The sequence below is a fragment of the Thalassospira sp. CH_XMU1458 genome, assembly GCF_037027205.1.
Lineage (GTDB): Bacteria > Pseudomonadota > Alphaproteobacteria > Rhodospirillales > Thalassospiraceae > Thalassospira > Thalassospira tepidiphila.
On sequence record NZ_JAYMDW010000002.1, the window covers coordinates 1226824 to 1246945 of the forward strand.

16 protein-coding genes are annotated in these 20122 nt (G+C 55.3%); 10 read left to right on the forward strand and 6 right to left on the reverse strand.

Annotation, left to right across the window (positions count from 1 at the left end; all coding sequences use genetic code 11):
• Window positions 1-177: 177 nt before the first annotated feature.
• On the reverse strand, window positions 178-1461 hold the full coding sequence (locus tag WBY09_RS13135) for an N-acetylmuramoyl-L-alanine amidase (RefSeq protein WP_336232950.1): 1284 nt from the start codon (window positions 1459-1461) through the stop codon (window positions 178-180).
• 649 nt (window positions 1462-2110) lie between these two features.
• Here WBY09_RS13135 and WBY09_RS13140 point away from each other — a divergent pair.
• A complete protein-coding gene (locus tag WBY09_RS13140) occupies window positions 2111-5113 on the forward strand; it encodes an Rne/Rng family ribonuclease (protein ID WP_336232951.1) in 3003 nt (1000 codons plus the stop codon).
• A 72-nt stretch (window positions 5114-5185) separates the two neighbouring features.
• Here WBY09_RS13140 and WBY09_RS13145 read toward each other — a convergent pair whose 3' ends face one another.
• Both WBY09_RS13145 and WBY09_RS13150 read right to left on the reverse strand, forming a co-directional pair.
• Entirely contained in the window at window positions 5186-6337 is a 1152-nt protein-coding gene (locus WBY09_RS13145; RefSeq protein WP_336232952.1) for a pyridoxal phosphate-dependent aminotransferase, read from the reverse strand.
• A gap of 78 nt (window positions 6338-6415) precedes the next feature.
• Window positions 6416-7804 (reverse strand): gamma-glutamyltransferase, encoded by a 1389-nt coding sequence (locus WBY09_RS13150; RefSeq protein WP_336232953.1) that lies wholly within the window; start codon window positions 7802-7804, stop codon window positions 6416-6418.
• Here WBY09_RS13150 and WBY09_RS13155 point away from each other — a divergent pair.
• The 3 genes from WBY09_RS13155 to WBY09_RS13165 all read left to right on the forward strand — a co-directional run bounded on the left by WBY09_RS13155 (window position 7791) and on the right by WBY09_RS13165 (window position 10677).
• Window positions 7791-9146 carry a M48 family metalloprotease gene (locus WBY09_RS13155; RefSeq protein ID WP_336232954.1) on the forward strand — a complete coding sequence of 452 codons (1356 nt, stop codon included), beginning with the start codon at window positions 7791-7793 and terminating at the stop codon, window positions 9144-9146. The two genes, WBY09_RS13150 and WBY09_RS13155, sit on opposite strands and share 14 nt — an antisense overlap.
• Window positions 9143-9829, forward strand: a complete 687-nt coding sequence (locus tag WBY09_RS13160; RefSeq protein ID WP_252724096.1) for a hypothetical protein — start codon at window positions 9143-9145, stop codon at window positions 9827-9829. Before WBY09_RS13155 ends, WBY09_RS13160 begins: the two co-directional genes overlap by 4 nt.
• A gap of 86 nt (window positions 9830-9915) precedes the next feature.
• On the forward strand, window positions 9916-10677 hold the full coding sequence (locus WBY09_RS13165) for a DsbA family protein (protein WP_197147229.1): 762 nt from the start codon (window positions 9916-9918) through the stop codon (window positions 10675-10677).
• Window positions 10678-10808: 131 nt separating this feature from the next.
• On the opposite strand, the gene thiS is transcribed toward WBY09_RS13165, so the two are convergent.
• On the reverse strand, window positions 10809-11804 hold the full coding sequence (gene thiS / locus WBY09_RS13170; RefSeq protein WP_064781543.1) for a sulfur carrier protein ThiS: 996 nt from the start codon (window positions 11802-11804) through the stop codon (window positions 10809-10811).
• Between the two features lie 320 nt (window positions 11805-12124).
• On the opposite strand from thiS, the gene WBY09_RS13175 reads away from it, so the two are divergent.
• The 5 genes from WBY09_RS13175 to WBY09_RS13195 all read left to right on the forward strand — a co-directional run bounded on the left by WBY09_RS13175 (window position 12125) and on the right by WBY09_RS13195 (window position 15630).
• Window positions 12125-12412, forward strand: a complete 288-nt coding sequence (locus WBY09_RS13175) for a type II 3-dehydroquinate dehydratase (RefSeq protein ID WP_197147228.1) — start codon at window positions 12125-12127, stop codon at window positions 12410-12412.
• 10 nt (window positions 12413-12422) lie between these two features.
• Window positions 12423-12869 carry an acetyl-CoA carboxylase biotin carboxyl carrier protein gene (locus WBY09_RS13180; RefSeq protein ID WP_197147227.1) on the forward strand — a complete coding sequence of 149 codons (447 nt, stop codon included), beginning with the start codon at window positions 12423-12425 and terminating at the stop codon, window positions 12867-12869.
• Between the two features lie 17 nt (window positions 12870-12886).
• Window positions 12887-14236, forward strand: coding sequence for an acetyl-CoA carboxylase biotin carboxylase subunit (gene accC, locus WBY09_RS13185; RefSeq protein ID WP_197147226.1), 1350 nt, complete (start codon window positions 12887-12889; stop codon window positions 14234-14236).
• Between the two features lie 202 nt (window positions 14237-14438).
• Window positions 14439-15104 (forward strand): leucyl/phenylalanyl-tRNA--protein transferase, encoded by a 666-nt coding sequence (gene aat, locus WBY09_RS13190; protein ID WP_008890610.1) that lies wholly within the window; start codon window positions 14439-14441, stop codon window positions 15102-15104.
• Window positions 15105-15147: 43 nt separating this feature from the next.
• Window positions 15148-15630, forward strand: coding sequence for a GNAT family N-acetyltransferase (locus WBY09_RS13195; protein WP_286792284.1), 483 nt, complete (start codon window positions 15148-15150; stop codon window positions 15628-15630).
• Between the two features lie 81 nt (window positions 15631-15711).
• Here the strand turns inward: WBY09_RS13195 and serA are convergent, their stop codons facing one another.
• The gene (serA, locus tag WBY09_RS13200) at window positions 15712-16953 is read right to left on the reverse strand and encodes a phosphoglycerate dehydrogenase (RefSeq protein WP_063088315.1); all 1242 of its coding nucleotides are present in this window, start codon (window positions 16951-16953) and stop codon (window positions 15712-15714) included.
• Between the two features lie 241 nt (window positions 16954-17194).
• On the opposite strand from serA, the gene WBY09_RS13205 reads away from it, so the two are divergent.
• Window positions 17195-18355 (forward strand): GNAT family N-acetyltransferase, encoded by a 1161-nt coding sequence (locus tag WBY09_RS13205; protein WP_252724095.1) that lies wholly within the window; start codon window positions 17195-17197, stop codon window positions 18353-18355.
• Window positions 18356-18428: 73 nt separating this feature from the next.
• On the opposite strand, the gene WBY09_RS13210 is transcribed toward WBY09_RS13205, so the two are convergent.
• Window positions 18429-20111, reverse strand: a complete 1683-nt coding sequence (locus WBY09_RS13210; RefSeq protein WP_336232956.1) for a methyl-accepting chemotaxis protein — start codon at window positions 20109-20111, stop codon at window positions 18429-18431.
• Window positions 20112-20122 lie beyond the last annotated feature (11 nt).

Below are 20122 nucleotides of genomic sequence, written 5' to 3' on the forward strand. Positions count from 1 at the left end.
CGGCAGACATTTCGCCTGTCTGTGCCGAAAAAACGGATGTATCCGCATTATAGCGGCAAAATAATGACAAGGTTGTGACAGCCGCCACGCCAGACAGCATTTGTTCGCGCAAACACCACACAATGATTTCGCTGACCGTTTAGGCCCCAGCGAAATCATCGGCATCACGCCCGAGTATTAGAATTTGTGTTTCTCGAAATAGATATCAATTGCCCGCAAGACCGCATCGGCAATCTTTTTGCGATGAGCCGGACTTTGCAACAACTTGGCGTCGGTCGCATTCGAAAGATATCCCATTTCAAACAGGGCCGAAGGGATATCCGGTGCCTTCAGAACCGCAAAACCGGCAAAGCGATGCGTACGACGTTGCAGTTCTATGCTTTGGGCAAGCTGACTGACCATGTTGGCCGCAAGGGTCGCCGACAGGTTCATGGTTTCACGTTGCGCAAGATCGATCAGAATGCTTTGCACCAGCGTGTTTTCATCGGAAAGATCTATACCGGCAATCACGTCGGCCTTGTTTTCCTTGGACGCCAGTGCCGCGGCCTCTTTGTCCGATGCGTTTTCAGACAGGGTATAGACCGATGCGCCGCGATGCTTGGGATTACCAATTGAATCCGCATGCAGGGATATGAACAAATCAGCCCCAGCCTTGCGCGCGATGTCCACACGTTGCCGCAGTTTCAGGAACACATCCTTGTCACGCGTTAATAGCACGCGATACCGGCCCGATGCGGTCAGGGTTTCGGCCAACTGACGTGCAGCGGCAAGGGTCAGGTCCTTTTCATAGACATTGCCAACCCCGATCGCGCCCGGGTCGACCCCGCCATGCCCGGCATCAATCGCGATCAACGGCTTTTCTTCGCCACCGCGGCCCGATTGCACCGCGACATCGACACTTTGTTCGGTCGCACTGGTATCGTTACGACTGCGCGCAGAATAGGCTTCCATGCTCTGGCGCGATGCGGTCAGAAACGCATCGCGCTGTGTCGGTTTAAGATCAACCACCAGACGGTTGGGCTTCCCGCCGCCGGGCGGCAACGAGAAAATCTTTGAAACCAGCGATGGTTGGGCAACATCAAGAACCACACGGAACGTGCCCGGTTTAAACAGGCCATACCGCAGACCGGAAATAAGCCCACCACCGGAGGTCACCTTGCCCGGCGGGGCGTTCCAGTCAATTTCCGGCATATCAATGATGATGCGGTACGGATCGGGCAGCAGGAAATAGGTAAAGTCGACTTCCTGATCGAGATCGATCACAAAGCGCGTGTAATCGGGATAAACTCCGAGCCGCGCGCCAAGCACCTTGGCCGTTTGGGCAGACGCCCCTGATACGATGATCTGGGAGGCACACAACAGCGCAACCACCACCATCATCGTTCTGGCAATTTTAACCAGCAACGATCGCGATGGTGCGTTTTTCGGCGTGGAAAATGAAGTCGCGTGCTGTGAATACATCTGTCGTTTCAGCGCCTGTTACCCTGCAAGAGCATCTGTTAAGCGCTTATAGCAATGCGTTGGTTAACGGGCAATTGACCAACGACAGAACTTGCATGACAGACCTTTCAACTTTCCGCGATGGGCATGGCATGGGGCAAAACTGTAAAAACAGTGTGTTTTCATATATTTGCCCGAACCAAATCATCCAAAGGAAAATCGCGCGGATTTCTGTGTGTTTTTACACGTTACTGTCAGAAAGTCGTCACATCACGCAACAAAACTGTTTGTAGCATACGCATAAAAGGGATATGTTGCACCCGAGATTCCTATGCTTTGTGGTAAGCAACCAAAATGCCACCAGGCTGAGGACGCGACGAGTGCAGTTCTTACGGTCGGTGTCTCGGTGACGCGGCAATTCCCGCTCCCGATAGAGCCCTCCTTAAAAAGGCTGTCTTGGCGCGCTCGAAGACACGCAATCTAATTCTTTTTGTTTCAACACCAAAACCAGGTCCAACCGGAAGAGCAGCCGACACGCGATGACCCAGATACATACAGGACATATCGCGACCTTTATGGTTGGCGCCTCCGGACACGCCGGTTTGTTTGCATATCAGCGCAATTGCGCCCATAGCATTGAACTGGCGGGGCCTCCAGGAACAGGTTCCGAATGGTCAAACGTATGCTTATCGATGCAACGCACGCGGAAGAAAGCCGCGTCGTTGTTATTCACGGAAATCGCCTAGAAGAATACGACGTCGAAACTTCGACAAAAAAGCAAATCAAGGGTAATATCTATCTCGCGAAAGTCACGCGGGTAGAACCGTCGCTTCAGGCGGCCTTTGTTGACTATGGCGGAAACCGTCATGGTTTCCTTGCGTTCAGCGAAATCCATTCCGACTATTATCAAATTCCGGTTGCCGACCGTGAAGCTCTTGCCCAGCAGAGCAACACACAGGTCAAGGACGCCGAAATCGTCGAAGACAATATCGGCGATACCGAAGACAGCCCGAAAAAAGACAAGAAGCCGTCGCGTTCACGCTCCCGCCGCAAACCGCGCGCCCAGAGCAAGGACGAAGCATCCGACACGCCCGAGGCAGAAAACACTGACGCCACCGCATCGGCCGAGGCCGCTGCCCCGTCAGATGCTGCAACCGACAATGCAGGTTCTGGCGAGGAAGAAGAAGCCAAGCCGCGTCGCCGTCGCCCGCGCAATCGTCGCAAGAAAAGCGATGATGTCGAAGCATCTGGCACCGACGCAGAAGCATCCTCTGACGGCAATGAAGACAACGGTTCGGACGGTGACGATACCCCGACTGGTGGCAATGCCGCCATGTCTGCGGAAATCGCCGAGCTTGAAGTTGATGTCGATGACGAGGCCAACGAAGTAACAGCGCTTGACGCGACCGCCGATGTTGAAGAAGACATCGAGGATATGGGTGGCGATGACGACGGTGATGAATTCGTTGAGTCACACAGCCGTCAACTTCAGAAACGCTACAAAATTCAGGAAGTGATCAAACGCCGCCAGATCATTCTGGTTCAGGTCGTCAAGGAAGAACGCGGCAACAAGGGTGCGGCTCTTTCGACCTTCCTGTCGCTGGCCGGTCGTTATTGCGTTCTGATGCCAAACACCCCGCGTGGTGGCGGCATTTCGCGCAAGATCACCAATGCCAAGGATCGCAAGCGCCTGAAATCCATTCTGGCCGAGCTTGAGATTCCGGACGGCATGGCTGTGATCGTTCGTACCGCTGGTTCCGAACGCACCAAAGCCGAAATCAAACGCGACTTCGATTATCTGATGCGCCTGTGGGATCGTATCCGCGAAACCACCCTTCAGAGCCAGGCACCGTGCCTGATTTACGAAGAAGCCGACCTTATCAAGCGTTCCATCCGTGACCTTTATGCACGTGATGTTGATGAAGTTCTGGTCGAAGGTGACGATGGTTACCGGGTTGCCAAAGACTTCATGAAGATGCTGATGCCGTCGCATGCCAAGCGCGTGCAGCCCTACAAAGATCAGGGCGTGCCGCTGTTCCACCGTTTCCAGGTGGAAAGCCAGCTTGATGCGATGCTCAACCCGGTCGTACAGCTTAAATCCGGTGGTTATCTTGTTATCAACCCGACCGAGGCACTGGTCGCGGTTGACGTTAACTCCGGCCGTTCGACCCGCGAACGCAACATCGAAGAAACCGCTTACAAGACCAACCTTGAAGCGGCCGAAGAACTCGCACGTCAGCTGCGCCTGCGTGACCTTGCCGGTCTGATCGTTGTCGACTTTATCGACATGGAAGATCACCGCAATCAGGCATCTGTCGAACGCAAGCTTAAGGAAGCGATGCGCAACGACCGTGCGCGTCTTCAGATCGGCCGCATCAGCCCGTTTGGTCTGCTTGAAATGTCGCGTCAGCGCCTGCGCCCGTCGCTGGTCGAAAGCGCATTTGAAGTTTGCACCCATTGCCGTGGCGTCGGCCTTGTCCGTTCGATTGAAAGTGCGGCCCTTCACTTGCTGCGCGTGATCGAGGAAGAAGGCATGCGTCGCCGTTCCGGCGCGCTGACCGTCCATGTTGCCAGTGAAGTCGCGCTTTATATCCTCAACCGCAAACGTGACTCGCTTGGCGAGATCGAAAGCCGTTATGGCTTCAGCGTCATGATCTTTGGCGATGACAGCCTGATTTCACCTGATCACCGTATCGAGCGTACACGCGCGAAAAAAGGTGACGAGGTCGAAGAGGTTTCTGCGGTTCTCAATACCGACAGTGTGTCGCTGACCGCGATCGAAAACCCGGTTGATCTCGAAGAAGAAGAAGACGAAATCGAGCGCAACGAAGACGACGATCAGGGCGGCAAGCGCCGTCGTCGCCGTCGTCGTCGCCGTGGCCGCAATGATGACCGCGATGATCGCAACAATGATCAGCCGCAGGAAGCATCAGACGACAGCGATGGCGCATCTGATAATGCAGATGGCAACAATAATGATGACGATGATGACGAAAGCAATCGCAAGCGCCGCCGTCGTGGCAAGCGTGGTGGTCGCCGTCGTTCGCGTCGTCAGGACTTTGATGGCAACCGCACCCGTTCACCGGCTGATGATCCGGCCCTGACGGCTGCACGTCGCAATCGTGATCATGAAGCACCGGACGGCACGGATGAAAACACCGTGATCGACGCCGACAGCGAAGGTCAGGATGCCGACAGCTTTGATCAGGAAGGCGTTCGTGCCGGTCGTACCCGCAGCACCACTGCCCCGGCCCCGGCCCGTCCGCGTCGTGATCGCAATGACAATCGCCGCAACCGTCGTGATCGCAACAGCCGTTCTGATCGCACTGACGGTGATGAAGATCGTGGTGATGTGAAAAACATCCCGATCCAGTCTGGTCCGGCCCCGGAAGCAAAGCCTGAAACCCAGGCGGAAGCAAAACCGGAAGCCGCAAGCGCACCGGCATCTGCCCCGGCAGAAGTCAGCGCACCGGCACCGAAGAAAGAAACGCCAAAGGCAGAAGCCCCGGTCGAAAAAACGGCAGAAAAACCTGCCGAGAAGCCTGTAGAAAAACCGGCCGAGCCGAAAGCCGCCGAGCCTGCCAAGGCTGAGAAAGCTGAACCGGCGCCTGCGCCGGCAAAAGACGAAAAACCGAAGCCGAAAAAACGCGGCTGGTGGAGCCTCGGTCGTTAAGACCGGGCATTTGAACAAACAAAAAGGGCTGCCCATCAGGCAGCCCTTTTTTCGTCGTTATCTATTGAAAGATCAGCGTTTCCAGTTCTGAAGCGCCTTGACCGCACCGATCATGGTGTCTTCGCTATGCGCGAACGAGAAACGCACATAGCCCTTGCCGCGCATGCGGTCGAAATCCGTCCCCGGTGTCGTCGCAACGCCAGTTTCTTCGAGCATCTGTTTACAGAACGCTTCGCTGTCATTGGTCAGATCGCGCACATCGGCATAAAGGTAAAACGCGCCGTCGGCCGGGGCGAACTTGGTGAAACCGGCCTTTGGCAGACCATCCAGCAGGATTTCACGATTGCGCGCATAGGCCGCGATGTTGGCTTGTAGCTCATCCTCGCAATCAAAGGCGGCCACTGCCGCCAACTGCGAAAGCGCCGGGGCCGAGATGAACAGGTTCTGTTGCAGACATTCGACCGCACGCATCAGATCGGGCGGCACAATCGCCCAGCCCAGACGCCAGCCGGTCATGGAAAAGTATTTCGAGAAACTGTTGATGATGATGGCTTCATCTCCGAACTCAAGCGCGGTGCATTCGGCCACATCGCCAAATGAAATGCCCTGATAAATCTCGTCACTGATCAGGCGAATGCCGTTTTCACGGCAATAGGTTGCCAGTTCGCGATAGGTTTCAACATCAATCATGCTGCCCGCAGGGTTGGACGGGCTGGCAACGATCAGGCCATCAACCGGTTCATCCAGATCGCGCAGCATCTGCACAGTCGGCTGATAATGGGTTTCCGGTCCGGCGGGCAGGTTGATCGTATCTATACCAAGCGCGCTTAGGATGTTGTGATAGGCCGGGTAACCGGGGGCCGCCATCGCAACACGATCACCGGCATCAAAGGCGGCCAAAAACGCCAGTACAAAGATCGATGACGAGCCACTGGCAACACAAACCCGCGCCGGATCCACCGAAACACCAAACTTGGTTTTGTAATGACCCGCAATGGCTTCGCGCAGCGGATCAATGCCCATGGCGTTGGTATAGCCAATCAGATCGGACTCGAGCGCCTTGGCAGCGGCTTCGCGCACCTTGCGCGGTGCCGGGGTTCCGGGTTGGCCGACTTCAAGATGAAAGACAGCCTTGCCTTCCTTTTCGCGCGCATTGGCCGCACGCATCACGTCCATCACGATAAAGGGTGAAATTGCACCACGAAGGGATTGTTTCAATGCCATTTGTGGGGTCCTGACATGTGTTTAGGAACAACAGGGCAGGATGATCGATGATCCCTGCCCTGTTGGTTGGTTTCTTGATTAGCGGGTTCCGGCCATGCCACCGCCTGCCGGGTCGGCAAGGAACTGGCAGCTTTCCGGATGGGGTGGCGTACCTTCAAGGCACTTGATGACATTGACCGAAGACGCCCCATCGGAATTCATCGAAATACCCGATGCAGCACCAGTACCAATCAGGTCTTCGGCCATTGTGGCGATCTGTTTGGTCGCACCGGCCGGTGTGCCCGTGCCGGCAATGCCGTAATAGTATTCCCAGACAAACGGGTTCACCATCAATGCCGGGCCCATCAGCGGAGTGGAAATCATATTCGCATCCCCCGCAGCCAGATTAAGGCCAAATGCATCCGCGCCAAGCCCCGCACCAAACGGCTTGTTCATGGTGGTGACACAGGCAACCGCATTGGCCGCACGGTCAACAACGACAAAGCCACTGCGTCCGGCACCAGCCTGTGCGGCCTCAGAACCCGATGCGATATCCGCCAGATAACGGTTCAGGATATCGGCAAGTTCGCTGCCGTCGGTAATGACCGAAGTGCCAGAATCGGAGCGCGGCGGATAGGCCAGATAAAGCGTTTCATTACCAACCTTGATCTCGGTCGCGGTTTTCCACTGCGGGCGATAGGTGCGCATGTCATCGGCGGTGAGTGTCCCGCCCGCCGCAGTCACGGCATTGGCGATGTCAGCCCCCAACGCACCGCTATAAAATTCGCCCGGTCCTTTGACGCGCAGTGACGTCAGAAGCGCCGCCAGATTAACCGCACGGATACGGTCACCGACTTCAAGCATCTTGCCATCCGGCATAAATGTCGCGCGCAATGCCGGGCTGGCTTCAATCCGGGCACGGTTTGCCTCGATATCCTTAACCAGCGACCGCGACACCGGCACACCAAGGCGGGCATATTGTTCGGCAGCACTGATCAGCGAGCCCCACTGCAAACGGCCATAACGTGCGCTCAGCGCATAAAGGCCGCGCGGAACGGTCGGGATGGTGGTTGGCGTCTGATCGGAACCGGTGCGTGTGCCCGGACGTGGCCAGAAATCAAGAACTTCGACCTTTTTCGTTGCGCGGTCATGCACAACACAAACCCCACCACCGCCAATGCCGGCAACAGATGGCTTGGTCACGGTCATGGTGGCATAAAGCGCCACAGCAGCGTCCGCAGCCGTGCCACCGGCCGACAAAACATCCCTCGCATTCCGGACGGCACGTGGCTCATCAGCGACCACACCACCGAAATAACCGGACACTGCCCCTATTTGACCAAGATTTTCTGTTTCATTAGCACTACATGCGGCAAGACCGGCAGTCATTGCGATTGCGACCGCGATCCGCCATGATGGCTTGCGCGTCGGCACGGAACCGACATCAGTCGAACGAAAATATGGAACGCACATTTTGCTCAGACGCATTATTACTCTCACTGCCATTTTCCTTGTTGCCCTGCCTAGCACGGTTTTCGCGCAGGGTCGTTCTTTTATCCGCGATACAGAGATTGAGGAAACCCTTCGGATGTATGCCACGCCCATTTTCAGGGCAGCGGGCCTCGATCCGAATGGCGTGTCCATTTATATCGTTTCCGACAACAGCTTGAACGCATTTGTTGCCGGGGGCCAAAAGCTTTTTATCAATACTGGGCTGTTGTTAAAAGCAGAGACTCCCGAACAGGTTATCGGCGTTGTTGCCCACGAGACCGGCCACATATCGGGCGGGCATCTTTCACGCGTTCATGACCAGTTGCGCAATGCGTCTGCAATCTCGATTCTTTCCACAATTGCCGGTGTTGCTGCCGGTGTGGCTGCCGGCCGATCCGACGTTGGGACTGCTGCCATTCTGGGCGGTCAGAACGTGGCCACCCGTAACTTTCTTGCCTATTCGCGGACCCAGGAAAGCAGTGCCGATCAGGCCGGTGTGAAGTATTTAACAGAGGCGGGTATTTCATCGCGCGGGATGCTGGAATTCATGCAGACGCTTGAAGGTCAGGAATTGCTGAGTACCGCAAGTCAGGACCCGTATCTGCGCAGCCACCCGCTGACCGTCGAACGTGTCGATTTCCTTGAAAATTATGTGTCCAACTCGTCGCTCAAGGATGCAAAGGTCAGCACCGATCTGTATGAGCGCCATGCCCGAATGCGCGCCAAACTGTTTGCCTTTACCAACCATATTCAAAATACCATGCGCACCTATCCCGAAAGCGATACGAGCATTGCCGCGCGTTATGCCCGCTCGATCGCCTATTACCGGGACTCACAGCTTGAGCCCGCGCTTGAGATTATCGAAGGCCTGATAGCCGAGGAACCATCCAATCCATATTTCGAAGAACTGAAAGGCCAGATTCTTCTGGAATTCGGGCGTGCGCGCGATGCCATTCCACCACTGCAAAAATCGGCTGAACTTTCAAACGGTGCGCCGCTGATCCGACTTCTTCTGGCGCATGCGATGATCGAAACCGGCGATGAGGCGTATCTCGCCCCGGCCAAGGAAAACCTGATCGGGGTATTGTCGCGCGAACGCGGCAATGCATCGGCATGGCGGTTCCGTGCGATTGTTGAAAACCGTCTGGGTAATGAAGGCGAAGCATCCCTGTCACAGGCGGAATACAGCCTTTTGACCGGTGACCGGCAAGCGGCGAGCTATCATGCGGTTCAGGCCGACCGGAAGCTTGAAAAGGGCACGGCCACATGGGTTCGTGCGCAGGACATTCTTCAGGCGACCAATCCTGATGGTGTACCGGGCAAGGACGCCGCCAATTGACGTCTTCGCCCGCACTGCGTGCCAAGCCACGGACACCGCGCGCCTTCACGTCCAGAAGGGTTTTGGCGTCTGTAATGGTCGTGCTGGGATCGCTCGGCATGGCAAGTTGCAGCCTGCCCGGTGCTGGTGTGGATGTCAGTGGTGACCTGAAACTTCTGTATGCGCCTTTTTCATTATCCAACCCGCCGCGCTATTGGCAGGTCAATCAAAAGTCTGACGTGAATCCGGCCCCGCTTGGCTGGGAGGACAAGGACGGACGCATTGCGCTTGCCGCTCACCCCGGGATGGGGGCATTTGAAATCGGTCGGCGGACAAATGTAATCGTGCTGGCCTCACCGTTTTTGTCTTTTGACTGGCAATTCAACAGCGCCGCCCAAGTCGGGGATGTTGAACTGGTGCTTGGTTTCCGACGGCAGGCACAGGGAAGCTGGACGGAAAGTGATCTTGGATCCGGCAAACCAACCATGGATCAGGAAGTCCGCATCGCCGTTGGCCAATATCAAGTGCGGTACGGTGAATGGCACCGCGAATATTTTGATCTGGCGACACTTTATCGGCGATATTGGCCCGATGCCCAGGCCGACGAGGTGCGCCTTGTATGGATCGGCATTGTTTCGGGCGATGATCACAACGCCGCACAGAATAGTGTGATACATCTAACGCATATTTTACTTTCACGTTAGCAACGAGATCACGTATCAAAAACCATCACATTTCATCAGGGTCAGGACCACAGCACTACAACTGGCCAGAGACAAAAGGACGTCCAATGAACTCCCATATCGCAAAACGCTTTCTTGCTGGCACAGCACTTGGTATCGGCATGCTGTTTGGCGCGCCGGCTGCCTTCGCGCAGGATAGCCTGAGCGCTGAACAGAAAACCGAAATCGAAGGCGTTATTGAACAATACCTGCTTGATAACCCGGATGTTCTTTTGCACGCGATCCAGAATGTCCAATCCTGGCAGGCCGCTGAGCAGTCCCGCCAGCAGGCTGCGGCCATCACCCCTGTCTGGGATGCGCTGGTTGCCGACAGTTCCGTTCCTTCGGTCGGGCCGGTTGATGCGCCGGTAACCGTGATCGAGTTTTTTGATTACCACTGCGGTTACTGCAAGCGCGCCTTTGATGGCGTGAAGGAAATTGCCGAAAACAGTGATGGCAAGGTTCGCACCATCTTTGTCGAATTCCCGATCCTGAGCGAGGAAAGCACCCTTGCCGCGCGTGCCGCACTCGCCGCCGACAAGCAGGACAAATACATGGAAGCCCACGAAGCCTTCATGACCAACCGTGGCCTGCTTGATCAGGAACGTATCAATGAACTGGCCGCAGGTGTTGGCATCGACGTTGAACAGATGCTTGAAGACATGAAGGCGCCCGAAATCACCGGCATGCTGGCACAGTATTCAAGCATGGCGCGCGCCGTTGGCATTTCCGGCACCCCGGCCTTCCTGATCAATGGCACGCTGGTTTCGGGTGCGGATATGGAGCGTGTGAACGCGCTGGTCGATGCCGGACTGAAAGACGCGTCCTGATCAAGACGAGCTGACCAAAAGCAAAACACCCACATGTGCAGTTTTGTTGTTTCGCCGTCTCAATGAAAAGCAAAAGGCCGTTTCGATAGTGAAACGGCCTTTCTCATTACAGCTTATCGCAAGAATATCGCCTAGATAATCCCCGCCAGTGGCGAGGACGGATCGGCATATTTCTTTTTGGGCATGCGGCCAGCCAGGAAGGACTCACGCCCGGCAATGATGGCATGTTTCATGGCGCGCGCCATCCGGATCGGGTCCTTTGCCCCGGCGATTGCGGTATTCATCAAGACACCGTCACAGCCCAGTTCCATGGCAACGGCGGCATCGGATGCACTGCCAACGCCCGCATCAACCAGAACCGGCACATTGGCGTTTTCCTTGATCAGCGCGATATTGACCGGGTTCAAAATGCCCATGCCAGAACCGATCAGAGAGCCCAACGGCATGATCGCGCAGCAGCCCATATCTTCGAGCATCTTGGCCTGAATAGGATCGTCGCTGCAATACACCATGACATCAAAGCCATCCTTGATCAGGGCTTCGGCCGCCTTAAGCGTTTCGGGCATATTGGGATACAGTGTGGCCTGATCGCCCAGCACTTCGAGTTTCACCAGATTCCAGCCGCCTGCTTCGCGTGCAAGGCGCAGGGTGCGTACAGCATCATCGGCGGTAAAGCAGCCGGCCGTATTGGGCAGATAGGTGTATTTTTTCGGATCGACATAATCGACCAGCATCGGTTGGTTCGGGTCGGTCAGGTTTACGCGGCGCACGGCAACCGTAACAATTTCGGCACCGGATGCCTCGATCGCGATTTTGGTTTCCTCAAAATCCTTGTACTTGCCGGTGCCCACCAGCAAGCGGGACGAGAATTTCTTGCCTGCAACAACGAAACCGTCGTCATCTGCCGCAGCCAGGCCTGCTTCATGTGACCCACCGCCGATAAAATGCACGATTTCAAGTTTGTCGCCATCGGCCAGCCGGGTTTCGCCATAGGCCGTTTTGGGAACGATTTCCAGATTGCGTTCGACCGCGACCTTGGTCTGGGCGATTCCAAGCTCGCCAAGAAGTTCGGCAACGTTTCCAGCATTTTCGATGGTGCGGTCTTCACCGTTGATCGTAAGACGCATCTTTCCGTTTCATCCATGTGGTATCAAATTATTCACAATTGCCGCGCAGTATGCGCAGCACGCTCGCCCGAAGCAAGCCGTCTTGCATGGCTTTTTGGTGTTGATGGCCCGGCAAGCTCGCCTTGCTGACCAATCATACACCCCGTAAGCATCAAGGCCGCGTTGCAAAGGCCAATGCAAAGTTGCGTCAGACTTTGGTCGTGTTATAAACGCAACTCCAAATGTTGGGCATTCAGAAGCGGATTGCTTCGCGGTTCGGGCATTCCTGAACGGTCGAGACACCCTGCGGACTGATGCGCGATGGATGCTGTGATACAAGAATGGAAGTGAACGAGTTGACTGGTTTTAAGCAAAACCGACAAGAAGACTCTGGCATTCTTGGCAATGCTAAGGCATATACGCACACATCGGTTGCGATCCTTGAAGCTTTCGCCGCATTGTTCATGGCGAAATTCGGGATTCATCTGTCCAATATTCAAAAGCGGAATGCATTCAGACACGATTTTAACGTCTCGAAAGCTGCAAACGGCATGATCTACGGCTTTGGCTCCCGGAGCACCAAGAACGCCCTGGATGCCATGCGCGGATTGATCCACACACCATCATAAAGATATCGAAATGAGCAAGTTCAACATCGACAATGACGCCATTCGCCAGCTCGCCGAGCTGCTGGACGACACCAATCTGACCGAAATTGAAGTTGCCGCAGGTGACAACCGTATTCGCGTCGCCCGTCAGGGCACCATGGTTGCTGCTGCTCCGGCTGTGGCGCCGGCTGCTCCGGTTGCGTCCGCGCCGGCTGTTGCGGCGCCGTCTGATGCCGCCTCCCATCCGGGTGCGGTCAAATCGCCGATGGTCGGCGTTGTCTATTTTGCACCGGAACCCGGTGCGGCTCCGTTCATCTCGGTCGGCGCAAGCATTGCCGAAGGCCAGACCCTGATGCTGATCGAAGCGATGAAAACCTTCAACCCGATCCGCGCACCAAAATCTGGCAAGATCACCCAGATTATCGCGACCGACGGCCATCCGGTCGAATATGACGAGCCGCTAGTCATTATTGAATAAGCCGGGGTATCAACCGCATGTTCGACAAAATCCTGATTGCCAACCGTGGCGAAATCGCGCTTCGTATTCAGCGCGCCTGCCGCGAAATGGGCATCAAAACTGTCGCGGTGCATTCCACTGCTGATGCGGACGCCATGCATGTGCGTCTGGCCGACGAATCGGTCTGCATCGGCCCGGCAGCATCCAAAGACAGCTATCTGAATATTCCGGCCATTCTTTCGGCTGCTGAAATCACCGGGGCCGAGGCCATCCATCCGGGCTACGGCTTCCTGTCGGAAAACGCTGATTTCGCCTCCATGGTCGAAGAGCACGGCTTTGCCTTTATCGGCCCGACGCCGGAACATATCCGCATGATGGGTGACAAGATCACGGCAAAGCAGACGGCCGAAAAGCTTGGCATTCCGTGTGTTCCGGGATCTGATGGTGAAATCACCAGCGTTGATGAAGCCCGCAAATGCGCCAAAGAGATCGGCTTCCCGGTCCTGATCAAGGCATCAGGCGGCGGCGGTGGTCGTGGTATGAAAGTGGTCGAGCGCGAAGAAGATCTTGCCGAAGCATTTTCCATGACCCGTAAGGAAGCATTGCAGAACTTTGGCAATGCCGCCGTTTACATGGAAAAGTACCTTGGCAAACCGCGCCACATCGAATTGCAGGTCATCGGGGATACGCACGGCAACGCCGTTCACCTGTTTGAACGCGATTGCTCGTTGCAGCGCCGCCACCAGAAGGTGCTTGAAGAAGCCCCGTCTCCGACCCTGACGCCCGAAGAACGCGAACGGATCGGTTCCACGGTTGCCAATGCCATGATCGGCATGGGGTATCGCAATGCCGGCACCATCGAGTTCCTCTATGAAAATGGCGAGTTCTATTTCATCGAAATGAACACCCGCCTTCAGGTGGAACACCCGGTCACCGAAATGATTTCCGGTGTTGACCTTGTGCGCGAACAGATCCGGGTTGCAGCGGGACTTGAGCTGTCATTCAAGCAGGAAGACCTTGAAATTCATGGTCACGCCATTGAATGCCGCATCAACGCCGAAGACCCGCAGACCTTTGTCCCGTCACCGGGCAAGATCAAGGAATATCATGCACCTGGCGGTCTGGGCGTTCGTGTCGATAGCGGTATTTACACCGGTTATTCGATCCCGCCTTATTATGACAGCATGATCGCAAAGTTGATTGTTCATGGTCGCGACCGTGAGGAATGCATGATGCGTCTGCGTCGTGCGCTGGCGGAATACGCGATTGGCGGCATCAAAACCACCATTCCGTTGCATCAAACACTTCTTGCCAACCCGGACATCCAGAAAGGGGATTACGACATCCACTGGCTGGAAAAGTTCATGGGCATTAACAAAACGTTGTGATCAGCGCCTAAGATGATTTCAAACGGGAACCTTCGGGTTCCCGTTTTTCGTTTGAGATTTAAATCAAAAATTTAATCGCGCTTCCCTATTATAAGGGACCGGTTCAAACTGGAAATGGTAACAACCTTGTCGCATGCGACCGGGTCACTCATATGTAAACAACCACCAGAAAAACAGGACCAAAGCAATTATCACTGCGATCATGTCAAACCAGCTGACCCCTGATCTTTTGATCCGCGCCTATTCCGTCGGCCTGTTTCCAATGGCCGAAAGCCATGATGATCCAACCCTGTACTGGATTGATCCGGAGTGGCGCGGCGTCTTGCCGCTTGACGGGTTTCATGTCCCGCGCAGCCTGCGCAAGGCTGTGCGCAAGGGCACCTATAAGATCCATGTCGACCGGGCCTTTCCCGAGGTCATCCGCGCCTGTGCGGAGCCCACCGATACCCGCGACGACACCTGGATTAACAGCAACATCCTTGATGCATATTGTGCGCTTCACAAGATGGGCTGCGCGCATTCGATCGAGGCATGGAAAGACGGCGAGCTGGTTGGTGGCTTGTACGGTGTCAGTCTGGGCAAGGCGTTCTTTGGTGAAAGCATGTTTTCACGCGCGACCAATGCGTCAAAAGTCGCCCTCGTCCATCTGGTCGCGCTGATGCGTCAGGGGGGCTACAGCCTGCTTGATACGCAGTTCGTCAATGATCACCTCAAACAGTTCGGGGTCGAGGAAATTCCGCGCGAACGCTATCGCAACGAACTGGCAAAGGCATTGACGGGGCGCGCCAACCTTCCGTTTGAAGTCGATCCCGAAATCCTTGAAGAAACGCTGACAGGCGGCGATAGTAAGCCACACGCGCCCTCCTGAGTTCAGCCGAGCCGATTGACCTTCACGCCAAGACGAGCACCCCATGCAAATTCGCCCCGCCACCGACAACGACATTCCCGCCATTCTGGAAATTGTCGCCCCCATCCTTCGGACCGGGGATACCTACGCCATTGATAGCAATCTAAGTGACGACGACGTCATCGCCTACTGGATGGGAAAGGACAAGGTCACACTGGTTGCCGAGGAAGACGGCAAGATCGTTGGCACCTATTACATCCGCCAAAATCAGGGCGGCGGCGGATCGCATGTTTGTAATTGCGGCTACATGACATCCCCTGCGGCAAGTGGCCGGGGCATTGCGCGGCGCATGTGTGAAGATTCGCTGGTCCGTGCCAAGGATCTTGGATACCGCGCGATGCAGTTCAATTTCGTCATCGCCAGTAACGCCGCCGCAGTACATCTTTGGCCAAAGCTTGGGTTTGAGATTGTCGGGCGCCTGCCCGGTGCCTTCATGCACCCGACATTGGGCGAAACCGATGCACTGGTAATGTATCGCAAGCTTTAAGCAACACAGATACCACAAAACGGAAAAAGGGCGGGCACCATCTGGCACCCGCCCTTCTTTGTTCTCTAAAATCTGTTCAGATCAGAACAGGAAGCGGACGCGAAGGGTGCCTTCGATTGCCGAGAGTTCCTTGCGAACGCCCTCGCCCGGTTTGATTTCCTCGTCGACTTCAACCACCACATAGCCGACACCGCCTTCTGAGCGCAGATACTGGCCGCTGATGTTGATGCCGCGACGGGCAAACACATCGTTGATCTTAAGCAGCACGCCCGGAACGTTGCGGTGAATGTGCATGAAGCGGGTATGGGTGCGATCCTTGACCGGAAGCGATACTTCCGGGAAGTTCACAGCCCCCAGGGTCGAGCCGTTATCGGAATAGGTGATCAGCTTGTCAGCGACCTCGATCCCGATATTTTCCTGTGCCTCCTGGGTCGAACCACCGATATGCGGGGTCAGGATGACGTTGCTCATACCGCGCAGCGGGCTCTCGAACTGCTCGTCCTTGCCTGCCGGCTCGACCGGGAACACGTCAATCGCCGCACCGGCCAAATGACCGCTTTCAAGGGCAGCGGCCAGATCTTCGATCACGATGACATTGCCACGTGCCGCATTGATCAGGTGTGCGCCCTTTTTCATCTTGGCGAGCTCAGTCGCCGTGATCATGTTCTTGGTCTGCTCGTTGGCCGGAACATGCAGCGATACCACATCCGATCTGGCAAGCAGTTCATCCATCGACGAACAGGAATTGGCATTGCCCATGGCAAGCTTATTGATAACATCAAAATAGATGACATTCATGCCAAGCGATTCTGCCAGCACCGAAAGCTGCGAACCGATATGGCCATAGCCGATGATACCAAGCGTCTTGCCACGTGCCTCGTACGAGCCATGGGCATTTTTCAGCCAGTCGCCTTCATGGGCGGCTGCGTTACGTTTGGGAATACCACGCAGCAACATGATGATCTGGCCCAGCACCAGTTCGGCAACCGAACGGGTGTTGGAATACGGTGCGTTAAACACCGGGATACCGCGCATCGCGGCAGCCTGCAGGTCAACCTGGTTTGTGCCGATGCAGAAACAGCCGATCGAGGTCAGCTTGGACGCAGCTTCGATAACGTCTTCGGTCAGTTTGGTACGGGAACGAATGCCCAAAAAGTGCGCTTCGGAGACAACGGACTTAAGTTCGTCCGCGTCGAGCGCAGCAGGGTAATGGTCGACATTTGAGTAGCCGGCCTCTTTGAACATCTTTACAGCGTTTTCATGGATACCTTCGAGCAGGACAACCTTGATCTTGTCCTTCTCCAACGAAAGTTTGCTGTTCACGGCGCACCATCCTTTTCTTCGCGAGGGCGACACGGGAAAATCCCCGAGCCGTTTTCAGACCAATTCCAAATGGCCTGTGGCACAATGAAATAGGACTTAGATGCGCTTCCGTCAAAGGCTTTCCCTTGCGTAAATGCGCATTGCGCCTATCTTCTGAACGCATATACCGGCTAATGCGTATAAAAATAAGGCCTCGGGAGTTAAACCGGGCGCCATGGGGACCATCTGCAGGAATTCAGATTTGGCTGTCGAAATCAAAACCGTCACCGATATTCATCAAATCGGGCAGGCCCAGTGGGACAAGTGCGCCGGGTTTGACAACCCGTTTGTCAGCTTTGCCTTCCTGTCCGCCATGGAAGACAGCGGATCAACAACCGCCGAAACCGGCTGGCAGCCGTTTCACCTTGTGGCAGAGGATGAGACTGGTGATGTCATCGGGATTGTGCCGCTTTATGTAAAAGGCCATTCTTACGGCGAATATGTTTTCGACTGGTCATGGGCAGAGGCCTATGAACGTGCTGGTGGACGCTATTACCCCAAACTGCAATCGGCTGTGCCATTTTCCCCGGTGCCGGGCCCGCGGCTGCTTGTCGCCAAGGATCATCCCGATCCCGACAGCGTGCGCAACGCCTTAATCAGCGGCATGACGATCCTGCCGGAAAAACTTGGCATGGCGACGTTGCATGTCACGTTTTGCAGCGGCGATGAAAGCCAGTTGATGGAACAGGCAGGTTTTCTCGCGCGCACGGGCATGCAGTATCACTGGCGCAATCGCGACTATCAGAATTTCGATGATTTTCTGGGCGCACTGAATTCGCGCAAACGCAAAAACCTGCGCAAGGAACGCAAGCAAGTTCTTGAAGCTGGTTACAGTTTCAAGGCACTGCGTGGGGATGATTTGAAATCCGACCATTGGGACCGGTTTTATCATTTCTATCGCGACACATCTGACCGCAAATGGGGCCAGGCTTATCTGACGCGGGAATTCTTCGATCTGCTGCATGACCGTATGCGTGATCGCACGGTTCTTGTATGTGCGTTCAATGACGGAGAAATGGTGGCCGGTGCTCTTAACTTGATCGGGTCTGAAACCCTTTATGGCCGCAACTGGGGTACGATCGACCGTACGCCGCTTCTGCATTTCGAAACCTGTTACTATCAGGCGATTGATATCGCGATTGAGCATGGCCTTAAAACCGTCGAGGCGGGCGCACAGGGCGAACATAAAATCCAGCGCGGCTATGAACCGGTAATAACCCATTCCGCCCATCTGATTGCTGATCCGGGACTGAAACGCGCGGTCGCGCAATTTTTGACCCAGGAACGCAATCACATCAGTCAGGACCGCGATTACATCCTTTCCGAACACAGCCCCTATCGCAAAGAACCATCAGGGTCGTAACCCAGCCCGGATACCCCAAACAAAAAAGGCGCGGGAAATTCCCGCGCCTTTTGGCATTGATATGTCTTAGGCGTCAGACAGTACGGACGTCATTGAGGAAGCCGTTAACGTGACTGCGAAGTTCGTCATTGGCGGCCGCCAATCGCCCGACACTGTCAAGCTGGCCACTGGAAAGGTCACCACTTTCGGTGGTTGCACTGGCAACGCTTTTAACAGCATTGGTGATGGCAACGTTACCGTTCGCAGCACCTTCGACACTGCGCGAGATTTCCTCGGTTGCAGCGCCCTGCTCTTCCACCGCACTGGCGACAACCGACATCAGTTCATCAATCTTGTTGATGGTGTCGGCAAAGCCACGCACAGCCTCGGCAGCAGCACCGGTTTCGCTTTGCATCTCGGCAATCTTGGCCGTGATCTGTTCGGTTGCCTTGACCGTCTGGGATGCAAGGTTTTTGACTTCACCGGCAACCACGGCAAAGCCTTTGCCGGCTTCACCCGCACGAGCGGACTCGATGGTTGCGTTCAAGGCCAACAGGTTGGTCTGATCGGCAATATCACTGATCAGATTGACCACCTCGCCAACGCTTTGTGCCGCTTCATTGAGTTTTTCAACACGCTCGTTGGTGCGTTCTGTCTGACCGACCGCTTCCTGCGTGATTTCGGTCACGCGGGCAATCTGCGAGGAAATCTCGGAGATAGAGGCCGACAACTGAGCGGTTGCAGATGCCACGGTTTCGATATTGGTCGAGGATTCTTGCGCCTGTTCGGCCACGTCCTGCGCATCCTGGTTGGCGCGTTGGGCGTGTGACGTCAGCGTCTCGGATGCGGAACGGACATCATCAAGGGCGGCGTTCACCGCATGCAGAACATCCTGGATTTTTTCGTCAAAGCCCTTGGTAAGAGTTCCCATGCGCTGGCTACGTTCAACCTGACGCTGGGCCTCGACTTTTTCCTGTTCGGCCATGCGGGCACGTTCACGTGCGTTTTCCCGGAAGACTTCAAGCGATTTGGCCATGGCGCCCACTTCATCGGCACGTTTCATGTCAAGCGTTTCGATGTCAAGATTACCAGCAGCCAGTTTACCCATAGCGTCGGTCATCTTACGAATCGGGGTCGCAATCATCCGCGACAAGGTACCACCAAACAGCACGGCCATGATGATAAGTAGAACGACGCCAACACCAAGCGTGACTTGGAAGATCTGCATGGCTTGGGCGACTTCTGCCTCAACATCAAGAATCATTTGATCGATATTCTTGGCAAGCTCGCTTGCAACCGTAGTGACCTGGTCTGATAGTTCACGCGGCTCACCCGATGCTTCAATCGCACGAGCATGGTTAACCGTCAGATAGTGGCGCATCAGTTGTGCTTGTTCCGCTGCAATTTCTTCCCAACGGTCGATAGCGCCGTCCATTTCTTCAATCAGGGCAGCGATCTCTGGGCTGACTGAAGCATATGTCTTGAGCACATCCGTACGAATGTCGATTTCTTCGCGCGCTGTTTCATACCCAGCCAAGCCAGCGCGGTCGCCGGTCGTCAGGAAGTAGATAAGTTCCTGACGTGCGACAAGATAGGCGCGATCAAGGTCGCGATAGTCGCGTTCAAATTTCGAGAGATAATCGCGCTGATCGTTGGCGTTGCTGACCTGCATGGTCGAAAAAACGCCTGCGCCAGCCACCATCAAGATTACCGCGATCATAATAGCAAAGCAGCTCATCAGCTTTGCCGGGATAGAGAGGTTCTCAAAGAATTTCATTGTATTTCTCC